Raw genomic sequence first — 20,172 nt, forward strand, 5'->3', positions numbered from 1 at the left:
CCCGCAACGGCAGGATTGCCAGCGCAAGACAGCCCCATAGTGTAATTGGTAACACACCTGATTTTGGTTCAGTATTTCTAGGTTCGAGTCCTGGTGGGGCTGCCAATTCTACCCTCCCTCCCCGGAGGGTTTTTTATTGCCCTTTTGTTCTTTCCGGTTTACCCGCCATGGGAAGGAAACCGCTTTGCGGCCCGGACGGAGCCCGTATTCCGATAGCCGCGCCGCCGTTCCTCGCAAGAACGCCGGATGGAATACAGGAAAAGTATTCCAGGTCCATTCCGCTTATCAAAAACGGTATTCATTCTTTTCCGGGCTTTCTTTCCAGACCTGCCTGTCTTTTTTATTCACCCCCTTTCCTTCCTCCCTTGTTTCCACGCTGTCCGGGGTGCGGTCATGCTGCCTTCCGGAACGGTAAAAGCTCTTGCGTTACAGGGATTTTTTTGCATAATCGCCCCGCAGGAATGACGGAAAAACCTATACAACTTGGGCTTGCTGGGCTGGGAACGGTCGGTTCCGGCGTGTATGAAACGCTGTGCCGCAACCATGCCCTTCTGGAAGCCCGGAGCAAGATCCCTTTCAGGATCAAGCGCATTGCCGTGCGCAACCTGGAAAAACCCAGGGAAACCGCCGTTCCCCGGGAATTGCTGACGGACGACTGGAATGACCTGGTGAACGATCCGGAAATAGATATCGTCATTGAACTGATCGGCGGCACCCGCCAGGCTTACGAGCTGGTGACGCTGGCCCTGCGGGCAGGAAAGCCCGTCGTCACGGGGAACAAGGCACTTCTGGCGGAGTACGGAGCGGAGATTTTCAAGCTTTCCGCGGAAATGGGCACGCCCATTTATTTTGAAGCTTCCGCCGGAGGCGGCATCCCCATCATCCAGAGCCTTCAGAATTCCCTGATCTGCAACCATATCAGTTCCATTGTAGGCATCATCAACGGAACATCCAATTACATTCTTTCCGCCATGGGGGAACACGGGGCGGATTATGCGGACGCCCTGGTCCAGGCCCAGAAGCTGGGCTTTGCGGAAGAAGACCCCTCCCTGGACGTGAACGGCTGGGACGCCGCCCACAAGGCCCTCATCCTGGCGATGCTGGCGTACGGCACCACCATTTCCCCGGACAAGATTTACGTGAGCGGCATTGAGAACATCACCAGCCGCGATTTCGAGTTTGCCAGGAAGCTGGGTTATACGATCAAGCTTCTCGTCGTCATCCGCTACCATGAAGGGCAGGAAGACGCCCTGGAACTGCGCGTGCAGCCCTGCTTTGTCCATGACTGGCACATCCTGGCCTCCGTGAACGGCGTGTTCAACGCCATTTCCGTCACGGGAGACATTGTAGGGGAAACGCTGTTCTACGGACGCGGGGCGGGCAAGAATCCCACGGCTTCCGCCGTCATCAGCGATGTCATCACCGCCATGCGTGAGAGCCGCTATCCGGAGTACCATACGGGCTTCAATCCTTACGCCAAGTCCTGCGGAGTCATGCACATCAATGATACGGTCACTCCGTATTACGTCCGCTTCCAGGTGGCGGACCAGCCCGGCGTCATTGCGGAAATAGCCCGCATTCTGGCAACCTTCGGCATCGGCATTTCCGCCACCTCCTCCGCGCCCAGCCACATTGCCGAGAACGGGGAACCCTGGAATGACCTGGTCTTTATCCTGCACACCTGCCCGTGGGGCCAGCTCCAGAAGGCCCTGGCGGAAATTGCGCGTATTTCCTGCGTGGCGGCGGAGCCCCGCGTACTCCGCATTGAACATCTTCTCCCTCAATCCTAACTCACATAATCATCCTGTTACATGGCTCTTATCGTTCAAAAATTCGGAGGCAGCTCCGTCGGCACCATTGACCGCATCCGCAACGTGGCGCACCGCATCCATGATACCGCCAGGGACGGCAACCAGGTGGTGGCCGTCGTTTCCGCCATGAGCGGCGTGACGGACAAGCTGATCAGCCTTGCCAAGGAATTGTCCGAATCCCCCTGTGAACGCGAACTGGACGTGCTGATGGCCACCGGCGAGCAGCAATCCATTGCCCTTCTCTGCATGGCTCTTCATGAGCTGGGAGAAAAAGCCATGTCCTTCACGGGGGCTCAGGCGGGCATCACCACCTTCGGCAACCATACGCGCGGACGCATCCACAGCATCAACCCCACGCTGATGAACAAGTACCTGCAGGAAGGCAACATCCTCATCTGCGCCGGCTTCCAGGGGGCTACGGAAGAAGGAATGGTCCAGACGCTGGGCCGCGGGGGGTCGGACCTTTCCGCCATCGCCATCGCGGCCGCGCTGAAAGCGGACGTTTGCCAGATTTTTACAGATGTGGACGGCGTGTACACCTGCGATCCCCGCGTGGTGAAAGACGCCACGAAAATACAAACCCTTTCATATGACGAAATGCTGGAAATGGCATCCAACGGTTCCAAGGTGATGCAGTCGCGCTCCGTGGAATTCGCCAAAAAATTCGGCGTCGTCTTTGAAGTTCGCAACTCCATGAACAACAACCCCGGTACAATCGTGCAAGAAGAAACTCCCTCCATGGAAGCCGTCGTCATCCGCGGCATCTCCATTGACCGCAACCAGGCCCGCGTCACCATCACCGGCATTCCGGACCAGATCGGCTATACGGCGCAGGTTCTGGGCGCCCTGGCTGAAGCGGAAATCAACCTAGACATGATTCTGGCCAATACCGCTCATGACGGCTACGTCCGCCAGTCCTTCACCATGCCTTCCAATGAACTGGGCCGCGCCCAGGCCGCCCTCAAGCCGGTCATGGCCGCCCTGGGTTCCACCGTGAAGGTGGAAACGGAAGCGGGTCTTGCCAAGCTTTCCCTGGTGGGCATCGGCATGCGTTCCCATTCCGGCGTGGGCGCCACCGCGTTCAAGGCCCTGGCGGACGCCAACATCAAGACCGGCATGATTTCCACCTCGGAGATCAAGATTGCCGTGATGGTGGACGAGTCAGACATTGAGGAAGCGGCCCGGGTGGTGCACAAGGCGTTCAACCTGGGCGTCTAACCCTTCCCCCTTTTTCAGGACCGGTTCACGGAAACGTGAACCGGTTTTTTCATGTTTTTTCCTCCCTGTCCGGGACAGGGAGGAATGCTGAAATACAAAAAAGGCCTGCTTCCTGAAAGGAACGGGACGGGAGGGATGAAGCATGCCCGGGCAACAAGGAAGGGCCTGCCGGAAAGAAGGAGAGAAAGAACGTTATTTGCCGGAAGAGGGCTGGAAGCGGGCGGCCTCCGATTCTGCGGTGATCCTGGCGGGTTCGATATGAAGGAGTTTCCTTATAGCTTGGCCCCGACCGCTCTCCGTCATCGGGAAGTAAATGACGTCGTTTCCCAGATCATAGGTATCCAGGCCGGGGATACTGTCCGCCGGAGCAAAAGATTCCGGCGTGTCCGGCAGTTTTTTACCTCCTTGGAGGAGGCAAGGGCATAATACATATAATTACCGGAATACAGTTCCGTTTTAGGGGAGCTGACCGCAGAGTGTTTATTGGCAGCCCAGCTCCACTGGATCAAAGCCTCCACAGGAATGTCCCCCCGGAGAGATTGGACGACGCGGGCGTAGTACGTTATCTCCTGATCCGTTTCTACTGTCTCCCGGGCACATTCCTGCGTGGCCCTTTCCGGCAAACACAATAATGTCGTCCGGCTGCGGGTTGCAATAGCCTGTATCCTGGCCGTCGGCATAGTCCGGATCGCCCAAAAGCTTTTGCACATAAGCGGCCATGTCCCTGGCACGGGTGATCACGTGGGTTTTACCTCCCAATCATAGGCAGTTCCTTTACTGCACCCGTATGGTCTGTTCAATCAGTTCATTCAGGCGCGGCGCGGAAAGGGAGCCCACCATTTCCTTCAGCTTCATTCCTTCCAGGTACAGGAGCGTCAGGGGGACGGCTTCCAGCCGGTACTTGCGGGCTACGTCCGGATAGGCGTCCGCATCAATCAGCACGGCAAATGCCTTGCCGTCCTGGGCCGCGGCGTAGGATTTGACCGCCTGGACGTAGTCCATGGCAGGGCGGCTCCATGGAGCGTAAAAGACAATCAGCACCTTGCGGCCGGAAAGCTCCGTCAACTGCCGCATGTCCTCCCCCTTGTAATCCATCCACACGGGCGCCTTTTTCACGGGAGCGGCGGGAGGAAGAATTTTCCTGGGAGGATCAAACGTTCTTTCCAGGGGACGCGGAGCAGGCTTCTTCTCCGCATAACGGGCGCGCCGTTCACTGGAATCGTCGCATCCGGTCAGACCGGCCATGATCAGCAAAGCGCTGACCCCTATGAACAAGCCCTGTTTCATTCCGCCGGCAAGTATGCCCGGGAAGGGCGAATTTGCAAGACTGAAACCCGTCCCGCTTTTCACGTTGCGCCGGGGCCCCTCCATCTGTTATGGTAGCCGTTGCATGAACGGCGTCCCTCCACTGGAATTTGCAGGGGTTTCCCACTGGGCGGCTTTGGCCGTTCTCCTGGCGGCGGGACTGTGCATCATGGAACTGGGGCAGTCCTATAAAAAAGCCGTCCGGAACCGCACCACGTTCTGGCTGGGGATTGCCTGCCTGTTCAGCCTGGTTCCGGATCTGGCCGCCATACTGGCGGATGAACCGGAAAAGAGCTGGGCGGGGATGCTCCCCCTGCATTTCTGCTCCGTCATGCAGGTGTTCTGCGCCCTGAGCCTGTGGATACCCTCCCGCCTGCTGCGCTCCATTGTGTATTACTGCGTGCTGTGCGCCACCCTTCAGGGCCTCATCACTCCTTCCGTATCCCATGATTTTCCGTCCTGGACGTACTTCGCCTTCTTCCTGTCCCACGGAGTGACGGTCATCACGGCCCTTTACCTGCCGCTGGCCCTGGAATGGAAACCGGCGCGCTGGGACTTCCTGTGGGCTCTTTTGTTCGCCAACGTGTATCTGGCCGTTATCCATCCGGTCAACATGCTCCTGGGGACCAATTACGGCTTTACGGTCGCTACGCCGGCGGGAGGCTCCGTGCTGGACTTGCTCGGCCCGTGGCCCTGGTACCTGCTGTGGATGCAGGTTCCGGCGCTTGTGCTGATGTATCTGCTCACGCTCCCCTTCCGCCATTATCCCAAGGGGCGCATGGGCAGTTCCCTGTTCCACCCTTAAAGGAATGGCGGCAGGAGAGTCCCGTGACGCGCCCTTCTATTTGACGATCGGCTTGAGGATGCCTATGTAGGTATCAGATGTGCCGGTACCGGGATAGCTGGAATCTATCCTGATTTTAATGGTGCGGACAGGCTGCTTGTAATAGGGAGGAACCACAATCTGGGGCGTCCAGTCGTCCCGCAGCGTGGCGTCAAAGGTATAGTCCCCATTCAACGTCACCTGGATGCCCTTGGGCCGGCTGAACATGGAGTAAGCGATGTTGGGGTGCCGGCGCGCTTCCGAATCCCGTGCCGGATTGGTCACCGGGGAAATGCCCGTTTCCAGCATGATGCCGAGCAAACGCCCCGGATTATTGAGCTTGAGCTCCAGGGTTTCCCCCTGGCCGTCTCCGGAAACGCCTTCCGCCCAGTATCCGGTGCCGTTCTTCAGGTTGTCCGGTGAGCACGGGGCGCCGTAGGGGTCCTTGTCCAGGGTGGAGCTGGCCGTCACGTCATACTGGTCCGTAAGCTTCCCTCTTTCACTGCGGATGGTGACGTGCCCGTCCTTGTCCAGCACCCAGGAGGGACCGGGCGCCAGCACTATGGAAGGAGCGTAGGGACGGCCGTCCGCACCCAGCAGGGACCAGGTGAAAACGCCCTTGGGCGTGGTCACGATGGATTTGGCGTCCGCGGAGGGGTCCAGCTTGACGGACTGGTTGGTCATTTCAGAGCTATATACATTCACCACCGCCTTGGGCGTGCCCCCGGTCCAGGTCATGACCGGAGAGGTGAGCAGCGTCAGGCGGGGTTCCCCCACCGTGACTTTCGGGTCCGGAGTGATGACGGTATCCTGTATATAAGGTACGGAGAACTGGAAGGTGAGCACGTGGGTTCCCGCCTTGTTGGGAACCTGGGCCACCAGCCAGTGGGTAATTCCGGCTACGGGGGACATGGTGGGGGCGTCCTCCTGGAGATGCTTCCCCTCCACCAGGGAGAAATCACATTTCAAGTCATCCACGGACGTCACGACGTCCTGCACCGCCTTGGTGAACGGAAGGATGCGCAGGGGTTCCGGCGTGGCGGCATTGGCCTGCTCATCCGGCGGGGCATACTGGAAGGGCACGCCCACGGAGATGGTTTTACCCTTTACCCCTCTGGGAATATCCAGCGCGCAGGTGTAAACCAGAAAGGCCTGGTGCTGTTTCAGGGCTACGGTAACGTCCAGGGCGTTCAGACGGATGCCGTCCGCCTGCGCCAGGTCCATGGGAACCGGAAGGCCGGGCACCGGGGCAACGCTTTGGATGGAGAGGTTACGCGACTGGCGCTGCAGCGCTTTTCCCGCAGCGGGCTGTTCATGCTGCTCAGGCTCCGCGGCCATGCCCGGCATGCAACATGCGGCGCTGGCCAGCCAGATGAGGGTAGCTAATCTCATGACCTTTAAAATAACGTTTCCCATTCCGTTCATCAAGGCTGATTTAAGGAACATGAAAAGGCCCCCGGCCTTGCCGGAATAGAGGCGGAGGGCGGAAAAACCGTTCCAGGCTCCGGGAAGGCGGGATTCCCGTGATTTCCGGGAAGCATGAAAAGTTCCGGCCCGCCCCATCAGGGAATCCAGTTTCAACCGTGCGGGAACCCATCAGCAACAATCCAAGAAAGCCTCATGTTATTTATCAACACAATTCATTCATTGATAAAATTCAACAGCCATTTCCCCATAAGTCGCGGCAGGCCTTGAAACACCCGCTGGTTTCCATTTCCAAGGGCTGTTAACGTCTTCTTATTGCCGGGATTTCCCATGAGAGGAGCACCGCAGAAAGGGGCGCCGGATGTTCCGCAGGCATGGGTGCGTCAAGCGAAAAAAATGCAGTGTCAGCCGGACAAAAAAAATTTACGCAAGAGAGGAGCGTAATTTCTCAAAAAGAGGTAGAAAACACAAGATGTGGCACACATGAAAAAAGACTGTACAATATTTCCTTTTCATCACGATTATTTTTCAGTAGATAATGCACACGCTACGCGCCGCCCCAACCCCGCGACGAAGCGCTGCTCCCCGGGAGGCTCCTCCCAAATGCTTTCCATTTCGCAAGCCATGACTACAGACAACTCGCAAACTACGCTTAAACTGCGCACAGGACAGGAAATCATCCTCCCCCAGAGGAAGGACCTGCTGGGCGGTTTGAAATTCACCAGAAGATTTTCCCATAATGAAGTCCACCCTTATGATGAAGTGGACTGGACGCGCCGCGACGTGCGCATCATGGACTGGAAGACCGGAAAGACCATTTACGAGCGCCTGGGACTGGAAGCCCCCGCCCACTGGGATGACAATGCCGTCAAGATCACGGCGGACAAGTACCTTTTCGGCAGTGAACCGGGGTCCCTGGAATATGAAGACAGCTTCCGCAATATTTACGACCGCATTTCCAATACTTATACCGTGTGGGGCTGGGAGGAAGGCTACTTCGCCACGCTGGAGGACGCGGAGATTTTCAATGAGGAAATCAAGGCCATGCTGGTGCAGCAGATATGGGCGCCCAACTCTCCCGTGTGGTTCAACATCGGCCACTGGGAGCAGTGGCGCTGGGGGCGCCCGGACCTGCGGGAAAACTACACCGGCCACGGCAACAAGGCCTACCACACCAAGGGCACCAAGAATAACCTGAAAACCTTCACGGTCCAGTCCACGTATGAATATCCCCAGTGCTCCGCCTGCTTCCTGACGGAAGTGGGGGACAGCATGGAGGACATCCTGGACCACCTGACCACGGAAGGCCGCATTTTCGCCTCCGGTTCCGGCGTGGGCATCAACCTTTCCACCCTCCGTTCCTCCAAGGAGCCTATCAGCGGCAAGGGCCGCTCTTCCGGGCCCATTTCCTTTGACCGCGGCTGGGACCGCATGGCAGGGGCCATCAAGTCCGGCGGCAAGACGCGCCGCGCCGCGCGCATGGTGCTGATGTTCAGCGACCACCCGGACATTTTTGAATTCATCAACACGAAGAACCGCCAGGAAGACATCGCCAAGGTGATCCTGCGCGAGCACAACGTGCATGTGGAACTGAAGCAGATTGCGGAAACCAAGCTGGTGGCCGGCACTCCGGCGGAAAAAGCCGCCGCCCGCCTCATTCTTTCCCTGCCCCTGGCTACGCGGAACAGCTTTGACCCTCACATGGACGCCCTGCTGTACGGGGAAACGCTTTCCCACCAGAACGCGAACCATTCCGTCTCCCTGAAGGGCGACTTCTGGCAGGCGCTTGCCAACAACGGCAATACCTACACGCGCTGGGTCACAAACCCGGCCCACATTGAACAGACCTTCCGCGCCCAGGAGCTGCTGGAAGCCATGGCCAAGTCCATCTGGGAAAACGGGGAGCCCGGCGTGCACAATAATGACGTGATCAACCTGTGGAACCCCGTCAAATCCATCGGCTCCATCACCACGTCCAACCCCTGCTCCGAATACGTCTTCCTGAACAATACGAGCTGCAACCTTTCCTCCTTCAACGCCTACCGCTTCCTGACGAAGGGCGAGGACGGCAAGCCCGTCTTTGACGCGGACGCCCTGACCCACGCCGCGCGCCTGGCGATGGTCTGCGCGGACCTGAACGTGGAACGCGGCGGCTTCCCGATTGAAGAGATCGCGGAAGGCACCTACAAGTACCGCACCACGGGCATCGGCTTCGCCAACGTGGGCGGCTCCCTGATGGCCCTGGGCGTTCCGTACGATTCCGACGAAGGCCGCTGGATTTCCTCCCAGCTTTGCAGCGCCCTGACGGCAGCCTGCTGGACGGCCTCCGCGGAGATGGGCGCGGAACTGGGTTCCTATGTGGAATACCCCGCCAGCAAGAAGGACCTCCTGGCCGTGCTCCGGCTGCATAACGCGGCCCAGAAGCTGGCAAGCGCCCTGCCCTCCCAGAAGGATTCCAAGACTCTGGACGACCTGATTGAAAACATCATCGCCAACGCTGGCGGAGTGCTGCCGGAAGCGCAGGGGCTGACCGCCTCCTACGCCCTGCACGCCTACCTCAAGAGCTTCAAGGCGCCCACCATGATGAACAAGGAGCGCATCGCCCCCGCCGCCAAACTGGCGGAAGCCGCCTCCGGGATGTGGGCCAAGGTTGCCAAGGCTACGGCGCACCGCAACGCCTTCGTTTCCGTGATGGCCCCCACGGGCACCATCTCCGCTCCGCTGGGCTGTTATGATGAAGGCACCACCTCCATTGAACCGGACTACACGCTGGTGAAGTGGAAGCAGCTTGCGGGCGGCGGCTCTCTGAAAATGTTCAACCGCCTGGCTCTGGAAGGCCTCCGCTCCTTGGGGTATCCGGAAGACTTCGTCAACGAAGCCGCTCTGGAAGTGGCGGGCCTGGACGGCCTGATTTCCGCCTTCCAGGGAAATATGGACGCCGTGGTGAACCAGATCATCGTGGACCCCTGCAACGACCAGGCCGGCCCCGTGCGCCTCGCGTGGCGCCGCCTGCTCTCCGGCACGGAATCCCGCAGTGAAATCCAGGAAAAGGTGGCCTACATCAGCAACCCGGCCAACATGTCCGTGCTGACGGCGGATGAACTGACCGTGGTCAACGGCTCGGCCCACATTGAATCCATCCCGTGGATGGACAAGAAGGACCTTCCGGTCTTTGACTGCGCCGCCACCAACGGCAACGGCATCCGCGCCATCTCCCCCGCCGGGCACGTGCTGATGCTGGGCGCCCTCCAGCCCTTCATTTCCGGAGCTTGCTCCAAGACGGTGAACATGCCCGTCTCCGCCACCGTGCAGGAAGTCTACGATTCCCTCATCATGTCCCATGACCTGGGCGTGAAGTGCATCGCCATTTTCCGCGCCGGATCCAAGGCGAACGCCGTTTACGTGGTGGATACGCCGGAAACCCGCATGTTCAAGGCCAACCACGTCTGGGAACAATTGGTGAACGCCGGAACGGAAGCCATTGACGAAATCATCGCGGAGGCCTCCAAGCCGCGCCAGCGCAAGCTGCCCGGCCGCCGCCTGGGCCAGACCGTGAAGTTCTCCGTGGGCGGCCAGCTCACGGGCTACCTGACGGTGGGCGTGTATGCGGACGGCACCTGCGGGGAAGTCTTCGGACGCCTAGGCCAGGTGGGCTCCTTCGCCTCCGGCATGTTTGAAGCCTATTGCAAACTGCTCTCCACGGCCCTCCAGTTCGGCGTGCCGCTCAAGGAAGTGGTCAAGGGCTTCCGCAATTACTCCTTTGAGCCCTCCGGCTTCTGCCGCGTGGGGGACGATACGGAGGCGGATACCTGCACGGAAATCCGCTCCTGCGCCTCCGTGGTGGACCTGATCGCCAAGATTCTGGCGTGGCTCTTCCCGGAAAGCAACGGCTACCGCCTGCGGGACGTGTTCTCCATCCCGAGCGTCAGCCTTCCCGGCCAGTCTCCGGATACCACGGTGAGCGTGCTGCCCCCCCGCATCATCACCACTCCGGTTCACACCCAGACCCCGGCTCTTCCGGAGATTCCCGCCGGCAAGGCGCCGGAAGGGACCATGCTCAACGGCGCTTCCCTGTGCCCGCAGTGCCATTCCCTGGCCTATGTCCAGGACGGCAAATGCAAGTCCTGCCGCTCCTGCGGCTACAAGGACGGCGGCTGCGGGGAATAAGCGGATTATTCCCGTACCTGTTATTTCAAGGCGGAACCCGGCCAGCTTCCGGGTTCCGCCTTGCTGATGTTTTCCCCAGCTCCAATCCATCAGAATCAATCAAATGGCTATGTGGAACCCATGGCGCGGATGCCACCGGTACAGCGCCGGGTGCAAATTCTGTTATATTCATCAAGCCGACAGACGGAGGGGAATGAATACGGACGAGATCGTGAAAACGGACAAGTTCCATGCCCCCGTGCTGAAGAATAAAAAGGGAGATTACAGAATGAAATCCGGCCAGACCGTGTATCTGGGCTTCTCCACGGATTTTCTCATCCGGGAGGCGGACCCGTGGCGCGGCGAATGCTGGGACATGATCCGGGAACGCCGGGACCTGAATTTTATTTTCCTGACCAAAAGAATTGAACGGTTCATGGAATGCATCCCCGGTGACTGGGCGGACGGCTATGACAACGTCACCGTAGGCTGCACGGTGGAAAACCAGGACAGGGCGGATTTCAGGCTCCCCATCTTCAACAAGCTTCCCATCAAGCATAAAAACATCATTTGCCAGCCGCTTCTTGAGCAGGTGGACCTGGCCCCGTATTTAAACCAGATTGAACTGGTCGTCGCAGGCGGAGAATCCAACAGCTGCGCCAGGCCCCTGAATTATGAATGGGTCTTATCCATCCGGGAACAATGCATCCGGAGCAAGGTCCATTTTGACTTCAGGCAATGCGGGACACACTTCATCAAAGACGGGAAAATGTACCGTCTGCACGTCAGGCAACTATGCAGCCAGGCGAAGAAGGCCGGCATCAACTGCTGACCTCCTGCCCGGTGGGCGGCGGAAAAAACAGCGCCGCCTCCTCGCGTTCCGGACTACGGGGCAAAAAACGCCCGGAAGAAGGAATGATCGGCGTTTGCCTTGAAATCCGGCGGAATTTTATTCATAGTACAGCGTGAACGCCTGAGGCTGTTCCTCTATCTTTCCATGAAACCCTACTACACCCTGGCCGATCTTCTGGATGAAGAACATCCGTTTGATGCCGGAGAACCCGTTCCCGCCAGACTGGCCGTGATCGGCTTCCCCATCTCCCATTCCAAATCCCCCGCCATGCAGCAGGCCGCGCTGGATGCCGCGGGCATCCGTGCGCGCTACATCCGCATCCAGGCTTCTCCGGAAGAGTTCGCGGACGTGGTGCGCCTGCTCCGTGAGAAGGGATTCACCGGCGCCAACGTAACGGTGCCCCACAAGCAGGCGGCGTGTTCCCTGTGCGACGATACGGATGCCCTTTCCCGCGCCACAGGCTCCGTCAATACGCTCGTCTTTCAGAAAGACGGCTCCGTTTCCGGCTTCAATACGGACGGCCCGGGCTTTGCGCGCGCCATCCGGGAGGAATTCTCTGTGGACCTGCGCGATCTGAAGGTTGTTCTATTGGGCGCCTGCGGCGGAGCCGGACTGGCCCTGGCGTACACCTGCGCCATGCAGCACTGCGAGCGTCTGACACTGGCCGGAAGATCGGAAGAAAAGCTCCAGTCCCTGAAGGACAGGCTGAATTCCTTCTTTATTGACGAACACAGGCTGGAAGGCGCTTCCGACCGCCTGGCGGCCCACCTGAACAACACGCCGCGCTTCAACGCCGCCGTGGCGGAAGCGGACCTGATTGTGAACGCTACTTCCCTGGGCCTGAAGCCCACGGACCCGTCCCCCGTGCCGCCGGCCCTGCTCTCCGCCCACCACCTGGTGTATGATTTACAGACGCATGACGACACGTTCCAGATGGAAGCCCGCTTCCAGGGAGCCAGGGTCTCCAACGGCCTTTCCATGCTGGTTCACCAGGGAGCCCTGTCCTTTGAACGCTGGTTCGGCATCAAGCCGGACATCTCCGCCATGCGCCAAGCCCTGGAACAAAAGCATGCCTGACTCCGCTCCAGATTTTGACCTCCGGGCGTTCCAGAAGGCGCTGGTGGAGTGGTTCCGGCGGGAGGGGAAGGATTACCCGTGGCGCCGGACCACGGACCCGTGGCACATCCTGGTTTCCGAGCTGATGCTCCAGCAGACCACCATTCCCACCGTTCTGGGAAGGTATGAACGGTGGATGCGCCAGTTTCCCACTCCGGGGCATCTGGCCGCCGTGGACGAACAGACGGCCCTGCGCTCCTGGGAGGGGCTGGGGTATTACCGCCGCGTGCGTTCCCTCCAGGCCATCGCCAGGGAGATTGTCCACGAATTCGGCGGAGAGTTCCCGGACAACCCGGAAGGGCTGAAACGCCTGCCGGGCATCGGCCCGTATACGTCGGGGGCTCTTCTTTCCTTCGCCTTCAACAAGGCGGCCCCCATCGTGGACGCCAACGTGGCGCGCGTACTGGCCCGCATTGACAATTATTCCGTGCCCGTGGATTCCACGGAAGGCCTGAAGTACCTGTGGACCCGGGCGGAAAGCCTGGTGGACCCGGAACATGCCCGTGAATTCAATTCCGCCATCATGGAGCTGGGGCAGACCTATTGCAGGATCAGCGCGCCGGACTGCCTGCTGTGCCCCGTCCGCTCCTTCTGCTCCGCGGAACAGCCGGAAACGCTCCCCGTCAAGAATCCCAAACCGGAAATCACGCGGGTGGAGCACCACGACATTCTGTACCTCCGCAGCAAGTCCATCCTGCTGGCAAAATGCCCGGAAGGAAAACGCCACGCCGGGATGTACCGCTTCCCCCAGCGGGAGGATGACCATACCCTTTCCCTGCCCCATGTGCTGAAACAGACCTACAGCGTCACCCGCTACAAGGTAACCCGCTACATCCACCATGTGACGGAATCCCCGGCCTTTCAGGAAGGGGAGGAACTGGTCCCCCTGGACAAGGTGCACGAGCTGCCCATGGCCTCCCCGGACCGCAAGGCCCTGAATTCCCCCATTCTAGGCAAATTGCTGGACCAAATCAGATGACTCCTGAACTGACACCGGAACTGGTTCTTTCCGCCTACTGCCAGGGGTGTTTTCCCATGGCGGATCCGGAAACGGGGGAAATCTCCTTCTATGAACCGGACCCCCGCGCCCTGATTCCTCTGGATGACCGCTTCCACCTTCCGCACGGACTCAAGCGGATTCTGAAAAAGAAACCTTTTGAAATACGAATGGACGCCGCCTTTCCGGAGGTGGTCCATGCCTGCGCCCGGACGGACGAACCGGAGGAACAATGGATAGACGGGCAGATTGAGGAGGTGTATGGCAGGCTTCACGAGATGGGCTTTGCCCACAGCGTGGAATGCTGGGATGAGGAAGGATTGCAGGGGGGACTTTACGGGGTTTCCCTGGGGAAGGCGTTCTTCGGGGAGAGCATGTTTCACCGGAAAACGGACGCCAGCAAGATTGCGCTGGTGGCCCTGGTGCAGTACCTGCGTGCGCACCAGTTCCTTTTTCTGGATACGCAGTGGACTACGCCGCATTTGCTGAAATTCGGCACGTACGAGGTTCCGGCGGGGGAATACCGGAAGCTGCTGAAGAGGGCGCTGGAGGGGTGAGGAAGTTTGGTATTTTATTATTTTAATGGACAAAATGGGAATAAATGGACAGGATGAACTCCATGGACGGAATGTCTCATGGATTTATTCCCAAGCATGGAGGATACAGGAATCTGGTGGTGTACCGGATTGCGGAGATCATTTATGATTTCACCTTCCGGTTCTGCAATAAATACGTGAAAAACCAAGGACGGACTTATGACCAGATGGTTCAGGCAGCCCGTTCCGGCATGCAGAATATCGCGGAAGGGAGCGTGGATTCAGGAGTCAGCAAAGCGTCTGAATTGAAACTGACGGGAATCGCCAAGGGAAGCCTTCAGGAACTAAAGGAAGACTACCTTTCCTATCTGCGCCAGCGGGGACTGGAACAGTGGGAAAATAACAGCCTTTACGCGCAAGAGCTGATCAGGGCCAGGTTTCCTTCCGCACAGGAAGTTATCCGGTGGGTGGGCAAGCACAGGAATTTCCGCCCGGACCATTTTGGGGCAAATACAGCCGTTATCCTCATTAACGTAGCCCTTGGCCTGCTTGCTAAATTGATTCAAGCCCAGGAAAAGGATTTCATGCAGAACGGCGGCATCCGTGAACGCATGACCCGCGCACGCATGGAGCAGCGCAAATACCGGGGCAAATAATCTTCTTATTTAATATTTGGTCCACTCCGTCCATCAAGTCCCTTTAGTCCATCCCTCCCCCGTCTCCACAAAAAAGCCCGTGGTTCCGGAGAACCACGGGCTGTCTATTAACCCTTAACAAAAAAGGCTTACGCCTGTTCCAGAGCTGCCTGGGCGGCGGCCAGACGGGCGGTCGGGACGCGGTAGGGGGAGCAGCTCACGTAGGTCAGGCCCAGCGTGTTGCAGAACTTGACGGAGGCGGGGTCGCCGCCGTGTTCACCGCAGATGCCCAGCTTGATGTCCGGACGGGTGGAGCGGCCGAGTTCCACGGCAATCTTCATCAGCTTGCCGACGCCAGCCTGGTCAATGGAGGCGAAGACGTTCTTCTTGATGATTTCCAGTTCCTGGTACTGCGGCAGGAAGGAGCCGGAGTCGTCGCGGCTCATGCCCAGGCCCGTCTGGGTCAGGTCATTGGTGCCGAAGGAGAAGAACTGGGCGGTTTCCGCGATTTCGTCAGCCGTGACAGCGGCGCGCGGGATTTCAATCATGGTGCCTACGAGGTAGTCCACCTTGGCGCCCTTTTCTTCAAATACCTGCTTGGCCACCTTGTCAATGATGGCTTTCTGGATGTCCAGCTCTTTCTTGAAGGCAACCAGGGGAACCATGATTTCAGGCACCACGGAGAAGCCTTCTTCCTGGGAGACTTCCACAGCGGCTTCAAAGATGGCGCGGGCCTGCATTTCCGTGATTTCCGGGTAGGCGATGCCAAGGCGGCAGCCGCGGTGGCCGAGCATCGGGTTGAACTCATGGAGCTCAGCCACGCGGCGCATGATGACTTCCACGGGCATGCCGATCTTCTGGGCCAGGTCAAGCTGCTGTTCCTTCGTCTGGGGAAGGAATTCGTGCAGGGGGGGGTCCAGCAGGCGGATGGTGCCCGGCAGGCCCTTGAGCGCCTTGAAGATGCCCTTGAAGTCGCCCTTCTGGTAGGGAAGGAGCTTGGAGACGGCGGCCACGCGGTCGCTCTTCTTGGTGGAGAGGATCATTTCACGGACGAAGTCGATGCGGTCCCCTTCAAAGAACATGTGCTCCGTGCGGCAGAGGCCGATACCCGTGGCGCCAAAGGCGAGGGCGGCTTCCGTCTGCGAGGGGGAGTCCGCGTTGGTGCGGACCTTCATCTTCGTGCAGTCGTCGCACCACTGCATGAGCCTGGCGAAGTTCTGGTAGGTGCGGCTGTCTTCCGGCTTCATGGTCTTGGAGATCAGAACCTGGATGATTTCAGAGGGGGAGGTTTCCACCTTGCCGGCGTACACCAGGCCGCTCGTTCCGTCGATGGACATGTAGTCGCCTTCATTGAAGGTCATGCCTCCAACGGTGACGGTGCGGGTGTTGTAGTCCACGATGACTTCATCAGCGCCGCAGACGCAGACCTTGCCCATCTGGCGGGCGACGAGGGCCGCGTGGGAGGAAACGCCGCCGCGGGCGGTCAGGATGCCTTCAGCGGCAATCATGCCGCGCAGGTCTTCCGGAGAGGTTTCCAGACGAACCAGAAGCACTTTTTCACCGTTGTCCGCAGCTTCCACGCAGCGTTCCGCGTTCAGGTAGATGCGGCCGGTGGCGGCGCCGGGGCCGGCGGGAAGGCCGCGGGTGAGCATCTTGGCCTGCTTGATGGCTTCACGGTCAAAGATGGGGGTCAGCAGCTGGTCCACCTGGTCCGCGGGGATGCGGCGCACGGCGGTTTTCCAGTCGATCAGGCCCTGCTCCACCATTTCACAGGCGATGCGGAAGGCTGCTACGCCGGTGCGCTTGCCGTTGCGGGTCTGGAGCATGTACACGGTGCGGTCCTGAATGGTGAATTCAAAGTCCTGCATGTCGTGGAAGTGGTTTTCCAGCACTTCGCGGATGCGCATCAGTTCATTGAAGGCGGCGGGCATCACGTCGTGAAGGGCCGCTACGGGAGCGGGCGTACGCACGCCGGCCACCACGTCTTCACCCTGGGCGTTCATCAGGAATTCACCGTAGAATTCGTTTTCGCCGGAGGCGGGGTTGCGGGTGAACGCCACGCCGGAACCGGATTCTTCACCCGTATTGCCGAACACCATGGCCTGCACGTTGACGGCGGTGCCCCATTCGGACGGGATGCCGTATTTCTGGCGGTAAACGATGGCGCGGTCATTGTTCCAGGAACCGAACACGGCGCCGATGGCGCCCTGAAGCTGTTCCCAGGGGCATTCCGGGAATTCATGGCCGGTACGTTCCAGCACCAGCGCCTTGAAGCGGGAGACCAGTTCCTTCAGGTCGTCCGCGGAGAGCTTGGTGTCTTCCACATCCGGGCTGCCGTAGCGTTCTTCCTTGATGGCGGCGATGGCGGCTTCAAAGGGTTCGTGGTCTTCATCCGGGTTTTTCTGCACGCCCAGCACCACATCGCCGTACATCTGGACGAAGCGGCGGTAGCAGTCCCATGCGAAGCGGGGGTTGCCCGTGGCCTTTACCATGGCTTCCACGGATTTTTCATTCAGGCCGAGGTTCAGAATCGTGTCCATCATGCCGGGCATGGATTCGCGGGCGCCGGAACGCACGGCCACCAGCATGGGCATGGCTTCCGTATCGCCGAACTTGCGGCCCAGGATCTGTTCCATCCTGGCGACGCCTTCCTTGATCTGCGCGTCAAGCTGGGCGGGATAGGTGCATTCGTGATCGTAGTAGTAAGTGCAGACCTCCGTGGTAATGGTGAATCCGGGAGGGACAGGAAGGCCGATTCGGGCCATTTCCGCAAGGTTGGCGCCCTTGCCGCCCAGAAGATTTTTCATGCTGCCATTGCCGTCGGCGGACCCTCCGCCGAAGGAATAGACGAATTTGTCAGTAGATGCGCTGCATGCGCAGGAATTGGTGGACATATCGATTATTGTAGTCGAATTAATGATTCTGCCCAAACATCAACCACAGGAGCCAACAAAAGACCCGATAGCGAGTTAGGGTCGAGTAAGGATGCCCGCCGCCCCTCGCTTTGTCAACTCGAAATTGTAAGGAAAACGGAAATGTTTTCTATGGTTTTTAGGGAAAAATACCTTCCGCTTTTTCTCCCCGCCTCCGTGCTCCCGGCTCCATTTTTCAAAGCGATTCCCGGAAGGAGGAATCCGGCTCGTAATAAAGGATATCCACCGGACATTCCACATAAATGGTGCCGCCCGTCCAACGGAGTAATGGAAGAATGATCCCCGGGATTCTATAATTCCGGGTGCGGGCTACCGTCATTTTACCCTTGATCCGTACATTGGGAGGTTCCGAATTATACCTTATCTCCTTTTGTTTCCTTGCCACCCGGTCCACGCTCCACGAACCCAAAAAATAGTAAGATACATCCGTGGAAAAAACCAGAATATTGGAACTGAGGTTACTATACCCGGCCTTGCGGCAGGCTTCCTCCCCTGCCCTCTGCAATTCTTGCGAGGCGGTGGAAGAAAAAACGTTTGGAACGCCTTTTATGTTCACAGGGCTTTCCTGGGTAATGGAGCAGGAGGAAAGAACCAGCAGGCAGCTTCCCGCCAGAAGGATAGGTTTCATGATCTTGAGAGAGAATATTAAATTAACCCGAGTTTTCCGGAACGGATAAATTGTCCGCCTGAAGATGGGGGTCTTCAAAACAGCTTTAAGGATTCACAAAGACGCCAGCAGCGGCGGCAGGCTTCACAGGGGCGTTTCCTTGTAAATGAAAAGCGGACGCTTATCAACCAGATAAGCGTCCGTGGGAAGGAATATGTTTTTTATTTTTACGCCTTGCAGAAGGTGTCTTCATCCGCGCAGGAGGACTGGACCCACTTGACGGAGGAATCACTGGAGGCGATGTGCACCAGGCAGTGGTACACGGCTTCCTGGTCCGCATCCAGCCGGGCAGCCACCTGGGCGGCGGTTTCCGGGGTGGAGCCAAGGGCCGCCCTTACCTTGCCCAGCAGGGCCAGGAAGGTGCCCGCGGCCTTTTTGCCGGCTTCCACGCCGGGCTGGTGGTAGGCGTTGATGTTTACCAGGGAGGCATAGAAGGAGACGGCGCGCTCAAACAGGGCGACCAGCATGCCGAGCGTCTTGGCGTTCACTTCCGGGATGGAGATGGTGATGGAGGAACGGCCGGATTCCGCCAGAGCCTGGCGGGTGCCGCGCAGGAAGCCCTGGAGGAAGTCTCCGCAGGTGGCGCCCGCTTCCACTTCCACCGCATCCGCGGAACATTCCCGCACTTCAATGAAGGTGGCGAAGAAGTTGTTCACGCCGTCGCGGAGCTGCTGCACATAGGCGTGCTGGTCCGTGGAACCCTTGTTGCCATATACGGAGATGCCCTGGCAGACTTCAATGCCGTCCAGGTCCAGCCTTTTGCCGAGGGATTCCATAATGAGCTGCTGAAGGTATTTGGAGAAGAGCACCAGGGCATCCTTGTAAGGAAGAACCACCATGTCCTTTTCCCCCTTGCCGTTGGTGGCCTTGTACCAGGCCAGCGCCAGCTTCATGGAGGCGTTGCATTTCACGCAGTCCCGGCGGGTCTTTTCATCCATCAGGCGCGCTCCTTCCAACAGTTCATCCACGTCCACGCCCTGAAGTACGGCAGGAACCAGGCCCACTACGGACATGACGGACGTGCGGCCGCCCACCCAGTCTTCCATCGGGAAGCGCTTGAGCCAGCCTTCCGTTTCAGCCGTCTTGTCCAGTTTGGAGCCTACGCCCGTGACGGCAACAGCCTGGGGCGCGAATTCCACGCCGTTTTTCTTGAAGAAGTCCTGGGCCACCAGCATGCCGTTGCGGGTTTCCGGCGTGCCGCCGGACTTGGAGATGACGACGACGAGCGTTTCTTCCAGCGGCAGGGTTTCCAGCACCTTGTACATGCCGTCCGGGTCCGTGTTGTCCAGGAAGAACATATCCAGCCCGGCGGCCGGGATGGCATCTGCCACCAGTTCCGGGCCAAGAGCGGAACCGCCGATGCCGATGACAAGGGCGGCGGAGTACTGTTCCGCGCCGGGAGGTGTGATTTTGCCTTCCAAAATGTCCCGGCCAAAGGCCTTGACGTCCGCCAGAGGAGCGTCAATGGCGGCTTTCAGTTCCGGCGTGGGAGCCAGTGCGGAGTTGCGCAGCCAGTAGTGGCCCACCATGCGTTTTTCATCCGGGTTGGCAATGGCGCCGGATTCCAGCGCCTTCATGTCGGCGAACGCCCTGTCTATCCGCCCCTGCATGGAGGACAGGAAGGCGTCATCCAGCGGGAGTTTGGAGAAGTCAAGGGAGATGCCCAGTTCAGGGTAGCGAACGAGTTGTTGTGCGTATAGGCTCATG

The 20,172-nt window shown here is 59.0% G+C and carries 14 protein-coding genes and 1 tRNA gene; 10 read left to right on the forward strand and 5 right to left on the reverse strand.

What is annotated here, in order from left to right; genetic code table 11:
* Nucleotides 1-30: 30 nt before the first annotated feature.
* The 3 genes from CXU21_RS02945 to CXU21_RS02960 all read left to right on the forward strand — a co-directional run bounded on the left by CXU21_RS02945 (nt 31) and on the right by CXU21_RS02960 (nt 3,029).
* Nucleotides 31-105: transfer RNA gene (locus tag CXU21_RS02945), tRNA-Gln, on the forward strand.
* 356 nt (nt 106-461) lie between these two features.
* Entirely contained in the window at nt 462-1,790 is a 1,329-nt protein-coding gene (locus CXU21_RS02955; protein ID WP_102724996.1) for a homoserine dehydrogenase, read from the forward strand.
* A 21-nt stretch (nt 1,791-1,811) separates the two neighbouring features.
* Complete coding sequence (locus CXU21_RS02960) at nt 1,812-3,029, forward strand: aspartate kinase (RefSeq protein ID WP_102724997.1); 1,218 nt, start codon at nt 1,812-1,814, stop codon at nt 3,027-3,029.
* A gap of 774 nt (nt 3,030-3,803) precedes the next feature.
* On the opposite strand, the gene CXU21_RS02980 is transcribed toward CXU21_RS02960, so the two are convergent.
* Nucleotides 3,804-4,274, reverse strand: a complete 471-nt coding sequence (locus CXU21_RS02980) for a thioredoxin family protein (RefSeq protein ID WP_180972546.1) — start codon at nt 4,272-4,274, stop codon at nt 3,804-3,806.
* A 145-nt stretch (nt 4,275-4,419) separates the two neighbouring features.
* On the opposite strand from CXU21_RS02980, the gene CXU21_RS02985 reads away from it, so the two are divergent.
* Nucleotides 4,420-5,139, forward strand: a complete 720-nt coding sequence (locus tag CXU21_RS02985) for a TIGR02206 family membrane protein (protein WP_180972602.1) — start codon at nt 4,420-4,422, stop codon at nt 5,137-5,139.
* Nucleotides 5,140-5,175: 36 nt separating this feature from the next.
* Here the strand turns inward: CXU21_RS02985 and CXU21_RS02990 are convergent, their stop codons facing one another.
* Nucleotides 5,176-6,549: an NADase-type glycan-binding domain-containing protein gene (locus CXU21_RS02990; RefSeq protein ID WP_146016929.1), complete on the reverse strand. Its 1,374-nt coding sequence runs from the start codon at nt 6,547-6,549 to the stop codon at nt 5,176-5,178.
* Between the two features lie 657 nt (nt 6,550-7,206).
* Between CXU21_RS02990 and CXU21_RS02995 the strand changes: the two genes are divergently transcribed.
* From CXU21_RS02995 to CXU21_RS03020, 6 genes are all read left to right on the forward strand, one after another.
* Nucleotides 7,207-10,749, forward strand: a complete 3,543-nt coding sequence (locus CXU21_RS02995) for an adenosylcobalamin-dependent ribonucleoside-diphosphate reductase (RefSeq protein ID WP_102725424.1) — start codon at nt 7,207-7,209, stop codon at nt 10,747-10,749.
* Nucleotides 10,750-10,852: 103 nt separating this feature from the next.
* The gene (locus tag CXU21_RS03000; RefSeq protein ID WP_102725004.1) at nt 10,853-11,560 is read left to right on the forward strand and encodes a DUF5131 family protein; all 708 of its coding nucleotides are present in this window, start codon (nt 10,853-10,855) and stop codon (nt 11,558-11,560) included.
* A 165-nt stretch (nt 11,561-11,725) separates the two neighbouring features.
* Entirely contained in the window at nt 11,726-12,658 is a 933-nt protein-coding gene (gene aroE, locus CXU21_RS03005; RefSeq protein WP_146016930.1) for a shikimate dehydrogenase, read from the forward strand.
* Nucleotides 12,651-13,676: an A/G-specific adenine glycosylase gene (locus CXU21_RS03010; protein ID WP_146016931.1), complete on the forward strand. Its 1,026-nt coding sequence runs from the start codon at nt 12,651-12,653 to the stop codon at nt 13,674-13,676. The genes aroE and CXU21_RS03010 overlap by 8 nt, the downstream gene beginning before the upstream one ends.
* Entirely contained in the window at nt 13,673-14,251 is a 579-nt protein-coding gene (aat, locus tag CXU21_RS03015) for a leucyl/phenylalanyl-tRNA--protein transferase (protein WP_102715939.1), read from the forward strand. Before CXU21_RS03010 ends, aat begins: the two co-directional genes overlap by 4 nt.
* 53 nt (nt 14,252-14,304) lie before the next feature.
* Nucleotides 14,305-14,886 (forward strand): four helix bundle suffix domain-containing protein, encoded by a 582-nt coding sequence (locus CXU21_RS03020; RefSeq protein ID WP_219723151.1) that lies wholly within the window; start codon nt 14,305-14,307, stop codon nt 14,884-14,886.
* A gap of 128 nt (nt 14,887-15,014) precedes the next feature.
* Here CXU21_RS03020 and ppdK read toward each other — a convergent pair whose 3' ends face one another.
* The 3 genes from ppdK to CXU21_RS03035 form a co-directional block, all read right to left on the reverse strand.
* Nucleotides 15,015-17,759: a pyruvate, phosphate dikinase gene (gene ppdK / locus CXU21_RS03025; RefSeq protein ID WP_102725007.1), complete on the reverse strand. Its 2,745-nt coding sequence runs from the start codon at nt 17,757-17,759 to the stop codon at nt 15,015-15,017.
* 214 nt (nt 17,760-17,973) lie between these two features.
* Nucleotides 17,974-18,426, reverse strand: coding sequence for a hypothetical protein (locus CXU21_RS03030; RefSeq protein ID WP_102715936.1), 453 nt, complete (start codon nt 18,424-18,426; stop codon nt 17,974-17,976).
* 206 nt (nt 18,427-18,632) lie between these two features.
* On the reverse strand, nt 18,633-20,171 hold the full coding sequence (locus tag CXU21_RS03035) for a glucose-6-phosphate isomerase (RefSeq protein WP_102725008.1): 1,539 nt from the start codon (nt 20,169-20,171) through the stop codon (nt 18,633-18,635).
* Nucleotide 20,172 lies beyond the last annotated feature (1 nt).

Source organism: Akkermansia muciniphila (assembly GCF_002884975.1).
Taxonomy (GTDB): Bacteria; Verrucomicrobiota; Verrucomicrobiia; order Verrucomicrobiales; family Akkermansiaceae; genus Akkermansia; species Akkermansia muciniphila_C.

What these genes read in the sequence shown, in the direction of transcription:
- CXU21_RS02955 (WP_102724996.1), top strand. Translation starts at nt 462, where the DNA reads ATGACGGAAAAACCTATACAACTTGGGCTTGCTGGGCTGGGAACGGTC.
- CXU21_RS02960 (WP_102724997.1), top strand. Translation starts at nt 1,812, where the DNA reads ATGGCTCTTATCGTTCAAAAATTCGGAGGCAGCTCCGTCGGCACCATT.
- CXU21_RS02980 (WP_180972546.1), bottom strand. Translation starts at nt 4,274, where the DNA reads ATGGCCGGTCTGACCGGATGCGACGATTCCAGTGAACGGCGCGCCCGT.
- CXU21_RS02985 (WP_180972602.1), top strand. Translation starts at nt 4,420, where the DNA reads ATGAACGGCGTCCCTCCACTGGAATTTGCAGGGGTTTCCCACTGGGCG.
- CXU21_RS02990 (WP_146016929.1), bottom strand. Translation starts at nt 6,549, where the DNA reads ATGAGATTAGCTACCCTCATCTGGCTGGCCAGCGCCGCATGTTGCATG.
- CXU21_RS02995 (WP_102725424.1), top strand. Translation starts at nt 7,207, where the DNA reads ATGACTACAGACAACTCGCAAACTACGCTTAAACTGCGCACAGGACAG.
- CXU21_RS03000 (WP_102725004.1), top strand. Translation starts at nt 10,853, where the DNA reads ATGGCTATGTGGAACCCATGGCGCGGATGCCACCGGTACAGCGCCGGG.
- aroE (WP_146016930.1), top strand. Translation starts at nt 11,726, where the DNA reads ATGAAACCCTACTACACCCTGGCCGATCTTCTGGATGAAGAACATCCG.
- CXU21_RS03010 (WP_146016931.1), top strand. Translation starts at nt 12,651, where the DNA reads ATGCCTGACTCCGCTCCAGATTTTGACCTCCGGGCGTTCCAGAAGGCG.
- aat (WP_102715939.1), top strand. Translation starts at nt 13,673, where the DNA reads ATGACTCCTGAACTGACACCGGAACTGGTTCTTTCCGCCTACTGCCAG.
- CXU21_RS03020 (WP_219723151.1), top strand. Translation starts at nt 14,305, where the DNA reads ATGAACTCCATGGACGGAATGTCTCATGGATTTATTCCCAAGCATGGA.
- ppdK (WP_102725007.1), bottom strand. Translation starts at nt 17,759, where the DNA reads ATGTCCACCAATTCCTGCGCATGCAGCGCATCTACTGACAAATTCGTC.
- CXU21_RS03030 (WP_102715936.1), bottom strand. Translation starts at nt 18,426, where the DNA reads ATGAAACCTATCCTTCTGGCGGGAAGCTGCCTGCTGGTTCTTTCCTCC.
- CXU21_RS03035 (WP_102725008.1), bottom strand. Translation starts at nt 20,171, where the DNA reads ATGAGCCTATACGCACAACAACTCGTTCGCTACCCTGAACTGGGCATC.